We start from the raw sequence: 4,026 nt of genomic DNA on the forward strand, positions 1-4,026 counted from the left end.
CAGTTGGTAGAGCAAGTGACTGTTAATCACTGGGTCGCAGGTTCGAGTCCTGCTCGAGGAGCCATCAGCCCCCTCTCTGTTCCCGGATAGCTCAGTTGGTAGAGCAAGTGACTGTTAATCACTGGGTCGCAGGTTCGAGTCCTGCTCGAGGAGCCATCAGCCCCCTCTCTGTTCCCGGATAGCTCAGTTGGTAGAGCAAGTGACTGTTAATCACTGGGTCGCAGGTTCGAGTCCTGCTCCGGGAGCCATCTCCAGTTTGCCCTTCTGATTCGATCCTCTGGCTGAGCTCGCTCGCCGGCCTATTTGCGTGCCTGTCTGGTCTTGCTAGGCATGAAGCACAAGAAAACGCCGCCCCGAGGGGCGGCGTGATGGTGTGCCTGAGGGCAGGGCGACTCAGTGGCGGTTGGCCAGCCGGTAGTCATCGCTGGTGAGCAGGGCGAAGTCCAGCAGGATATGGGCCGCCTCCTGCACCTGCACCTGTTCCACCGGCTCGTCGTCGCTCTCTTCGCTGCGGGCGTCGACCCACTCCTCCAGCAGGTCGAGGCCCAGGGCCTGGCGGCGCTGATTCTCCAGGCCAAGTTGCTCGGCCTCCTGCTCTTCCACTTCGCGCTTTCGCTGCTCGCGGTTGAGGCTGACGCTGGTGGTCTGTTCGCGCAGCCGACGGTTGAGCTCCGCCTGCTGGGTCAGGTAGCGGAAGTTCGGGTGCTCCGCGACGCGAGTGTGATGTTGGTCCTTGATGGACTCCAGATGGCGCCATGGCTCACCGTAGTGGCGGTACTGCACCGAGCGCACGGTATCCCAGTCCAGGGCGTTGTCCAGGCTGCTCTCACCGATCAGATCCGGATCGATCAGGCTCGGGAAGATGATGTCCGGCTCCACGCCACGATGTTGGGTGCTGTCACCGGAGATGCGGTAGAACTTGGCGCGGGTCAGCTTGATCTGGCCATGGCTCAGATCGTTGAGGGTCTGCACCGTGCCCTTGCCGAAGGTCGGCGAGCCCACCACCAGGCCGCGGCCGTAGTCCTGAATGGCCCCGGCGAAGATCTCGGAGGCGGAGGCGGAGAGCCGGTTGACCAGCACACTCAGCGGGCCGTCATAGTGGGTTCCCGCCTCGGTATCGCCGTAGAGGCTGATGCGCCCGCGGGCGTCGCGCACCTGGACGGTGGGCCCGCGGTCGATGAAGAGCCCCAGCAGCGAGTTGGCCTCCTGCAGGGCGCCGCCGCCGTTGTTGCGCAGGTCGAGCACGATGCCCTCGATGCCCTCGGCCTTGAGACGGTCGATTTCGCGGGCCACGTCGCGGGTGGTACTGCGGAAATCCTCCTCTCCTGCCTGCCAGGCGTCGAAGTCGACATAGAAGGTGGGGATCTTGATCACGCCGATGCGGTGGGGACCGTCGTCGCGTTCGATCTCGAGCACCTTGCCCTGGGCCGCCTGGTCCTCGAGATTCACGGTATCGCGGGTGATCTCGATGATGCGCGAGCGGGTCATGTCCACCGCCTGGGCGGGCACCACGTCGAGACGTACCACCGAGCCCTTGGGGCCGCGGATCAGGTCGACCACGTTGTCCAGGCGCATGCCCACCACGTTCACCATTTCACCCTCCTCCTGGCCCACCGCCACGATGCGGTCGGCAGGCTCCAGGGCGCCTGCGCGCTCCGCCGGCCCGCCGGGCACCAGGCTGGCCACCTTGACGTACTCGCCGTCGGACTGCAGCAGGGCGCCGATGCCCTCCAGGGAGAGACGCATCTGGATGTCGAAGGATTCGCCCTGGCGAGGGGAGAGGTAATCGCTGTGGGGGTCGATGCTGCCGGTCACCGCCGCCATGAAGAGGCCGAAGATGTCCTCCTCGTTGGTCTGGCGCACCCGGTTGAGCTGCCCCTCGTAGCGCTGGCGGAGATTCTCCTCCACCTGCTCGTCATCCTGTCCGCTGATGGCCAGGGTCAGGGCGGCATTCTTGAGACGCTTGAACCAGAGCTCGTCGAGTTCATCGCGGCTATCGGCCCAGGGGCTCTCGTCGCGATCGATGTCAAGGCGCAGGTCGCTGTCATAGGTGAAGTCGAGGCCCTTGTCGAGCCTGGCCAGCAGCCATTCGAAGCGTGCCTCGGCGCGCTCGTGGTAGCGATGGTAGAGGGCATAGACGTCGTCCAGTTCGCCGTCGAAGAGCGCATCGTCGATGCGCCCTCCCAGGTGGCGGAAGTCGGCGACATCATCGGCCAGCAGGAAGGCGCGCTGGCCGTCGAGGACATCCAGGTAGCGCTCGAAGGCCTGGTGCGACCAGGTATCGTCCAGTTGGATGTCGGCGTAGTGACCGTAGCGCAGCGATTCGGCGACTTCCACGGCCGCCTGGCGCTGGGCATCGGTGGGCTGTGGCTGCGCAAAGGCGGCGCCGGCGACCAGCAGCAGGCCGACCAGGGTGGCGGCTGGACGTCCCAGGTGGGCAAGCAGGCTCATCAATGAAGCACTCCCGGTTTCATGTACACTATTCCTTGACCCTTTTCAGGCTCACGAGTTGCGCGGGCCGAAACGGCATTGTAGCAGCTTCCTCCGTCATCCCATGACACCTGTTGGCCCCCACGACACCTGTTAGTAGAGGAATTCATGTCCCAGGACGATCTTGTCGAGCGCCTGCTCGACTTCCTGCGTCGCTCGCCCACGCCCTGGCACGCCGTGGCCAGCATGGCGGCGAGGCTCGAGGCGGCGGGTTATCGCCGCCTCGACGAGTGCAAGCCCTGGCAGCTGGCGCCCGGCGAGAAGGTCTATGTGACCCGCAACGACTCCTCGATCATCGCCCTGCAGCTGCCCGAGGGTGAACTGGATGCGTTGCGCATGATCGGCGCCCATACCGACAGCCCCGGCCTGCGTCTCAAGCCCAGCGCGGCCCAGACCAGTACGGGCTGGCTGCAGCTCGGGGTCGAGACCTACGGGGGCGTGCTGCTGGCGCCCTGGTATGACCGTGATCTTGGCCTGGCCGGGCGCATTCATGTGCGCCATCCCGACGGGCGCCTGGAGGGGCTGCTGCTCAACGTCGAGCGCCCGGTGGCGATCATTCCCAGTCTGGCCATCCACCTGGACCGCGACGTCAATCTGGGGCGTGCGATCAACGCTCAGACCCAGATGGCGCCTGTGTTCCTGCAGGGTGGCGAGAATGCCGACCTCGAGCGCCTGCTTAAGGGCTGGATCGTCGAACAGCACGGCCTGGAGGATGTCGAGCTTCTCGACTTCGAGCTGGCCCTTTACGACATGCAGCCGCCGGCTCGGGTCGGCGTGGAGGGCGAACTGGTCGCCAGCGCCCGGCTCGACAACCTGCTCTCCTGCTTCGCCGGGCTGGAGGCGCTGCTGGCCTCGGATGGCAGGCAGGGTGTCGTGCTGGCCGCCAGCGACCATGAAGAGGTGGGGAGTGCCAGCGCCTGCGGCGCCCAGGGCCCCTTCCTTGGTGACGTTCTGCATCGGCTCTGTGAGCAGCTCGGCGGGCATGGCGAGGGTGCCTTCATCCGCCTGATTCAGGCCTCGCGGATGATCTCCTGCGACAACGCCCATGCGCTGCACCCTAACTTCACCGACAAGCACGACGCTGCCCACGGGCCGGCACTCAACGGCGGGCCGGTGATCAAGGTCAACGCCAACCAGCGCTATGCCACCAACAGCGCCACCGCGGCGATGTTCCGCGACCTGTGTCACGAGACCGGGGTGCCGGTGCAGACCTTCGTGACCCGCGCCGACATGGGCTGCGGCAGCACCATCGGACCGATCACCGCCACCGAGCTCGGCGTGCCGACCCTGGATGTGGGCGCCCCCCAGTGGGCCATGCACTCCATTCGCGAGACCGCGGGTGCCCGCGACGTGGAGTACCTGGCTCGGGTGCTCACTGCCTTCTGCAACCGCGCCGAACTTGCTTGAGTGGGCTGGCCTGAGCAAGTTGGCCTGAGCGGCGACCACAAAAAACCCGGCGCCACGGGCGCCGGGTTTTTCGCTGTCTGGTGGCTACGCCCTGATTTGAACAGGGGACCCCATCATTATGAGTGATGT

At 65.7% G+C, this 4,026-nt stretch carries 2 protein-coding genes and 2 tRNA genes; 3 read left to right on the plus strand and 1 reads right to left on the minus strand.

All coding sequences use genetic code 11. The features are described 5' to 3' along the window. The first annotated feature begins 81 nt into the window (after positions 1-81). Both IBX53_RS15110 and IBX53_RS15115 read left to right on the plus strand, forming a co-directional pair. A tRNA-Asn gene (locus IBX53_RS15110) sits at positions 82-156 on the plus strand. A 16-nt stretch (positions 157-172) separates the two neighbouring features. Then, positions 173-248, plus strand: a tRNA-Asn gene (locus IBX53_RS15115). Between the two features lie 145 nt (positions 249-393). Here the strand turns inward: IBX53_RS15115 and IBX53_RS15120 are convergent. After that, the gene (locus IBX53_RS15120; protein WP_290910900.1) at positions 394-2,451 is read right to left on the minus strand and encodes a carboxy terminal-processing peptidase; all 2,058 of its coding nucleotides are present in this window, start codon (positions 2,449-2,451) and stop codon (positions 394-396) included. A gap of 147 nt (positions 2,452-2,598) precedes the next feature. Here IBX53_RS15120 and IBX53_RS15125 point away from each other — a divergent pair, with 147 nt between their 5' ends. After that, positions 2,599-3,897, plus strand: coding sequence for a M18 family aminopeptidase (locus IBX53_RS15125; protein ID WP_290910903.1), 1,299 nt, complete (start codon positions 2,599-2,601; stop codon positions 3,895-3,897). The last annotated feature ends 129 nt before the right edge of the window (positions 3,898-4,026 follow it).

It is taken from the genome of Halomonas sp. (genome assembly GCF_014859505.1).
Classification (GTDB): domain Bacteria; phylum Pseudomonadota; class Gammaproteobacteria; order Pseudomonadales; family Halomonadaceae; genus Halomonas.